1 protein-coding gene is annotated in these 1,184 nt (G+C 33.0%); it reads right to left on the bottom strand.

The features are described 5' to 3' along the window. Nucleotides 1-426: 426 nt before the first annotated feature. The coding region (locus F0000_RS27400) for a M57 family metalloprotease (protein WP_149627866.1) at nt 427-1,184 on the bottom strand (758 nt) is incomplete at its 5' end.

Below are 1,184 nucleotides of genomic sequence, written 5' to 3'. Positions count from 1 at the left end.
GATGAGTGATATTACATTTCTGAATTAAGGTTACTCATTAAAATTTGCTTCTTTGTTGCTATTAAAAAAAATAGTGATTTCTTATTAATACGATTTGTGATTAAAAAATTCGTATAAATTCATTGAAATATTTTTTCTTTATGCAAGGCAAAAAAATCAAGCATAGCTATAGCTACGGTTTATTTTTTAAACGAAGTAGAAAGGAAAAAGAAACGATGAATATGCGAAATTTTTAGTTATAAATCGTATAACTCACCTTACGCAAAATTAAATGATATCAATCGAATTGTGTGTAAGGTGGGTTACCTAATATGAAGAAAACCTCATATCCTATTTTTTTTTAAAGGATATGAGGTTTGTGTAGTACCACTATGTATAAATTGATATCAGAAATTTATACAAACTGATATATGTATTATCTATATTTTAAAAGCCATATAAACCTTGGAGAGCTCTAACATCTTCCTCTGTAAGATTAAAATTACCGATAAAACACCTTGACATCACTGAATTTGTAAAATTGCCATCATTAGCAGTACCTGGTATAAAATTAGACTGCAAATTTGGTGCGCTAACATTTTCATCACCTACACTTGCAGGGCGAACATTCTCACAGCTAGATCCGGTTCTAAAATCAGAATGTCTAAGGCCAAGCGCATGCATGATTTCATGAAAAAGAGCAGTTCTTAAAACTTGAAAAGAACCATTAGAATCAAAAGTTATAAAACTTCCGGGGTTTCCATTCGAAGGGAATCTGGCGCTACAACCTGAAGTTCCGTTTGATTGAATAACTATATTGTTAGGTCCAAAATCGGCAGCTGTATTTGGTGGAGTCGTTTCTCCTACATTAAAACGTAGTCTTAAGCCTAATGAGTTAAAATCATTTACTACCCCTCCCAGTATTCCAATAATGTTGTTAACGTTATTATTAAATGAACTACCACTAGGAACAATTGTAATTGTTCTTGTGCCATTCACCGAAACTCTGGTATTGTAAAATGCTTTTGAAATATCTGCATCCATGGCATGAAGCTGCTCATCAGTAATAAAGATATCATGACTGAGCCAACCCTGAGTAACTTTGCCATCAGACGTTTTTTGTTCGTATCGTTCTGCATTCGTTGGATTGACACCAAGATTTATTAATTTTTGAGAAATCCCGGCAGGTACAGTACTCAATGTAC

The organism is Aquimarina sp. RZ0, assembly GCF_008370685.1.
GTDB lineage: Bacteria > Bacteroidota > Bacteroidia > Flavobacteriales > Flavobacteriaceae > Aquimarina.
The sequence above is the reverse complement of the archived record's forward strand: the minus strand, read 5'-3'. Positions and strand labels throughout refer to the sequence as shown.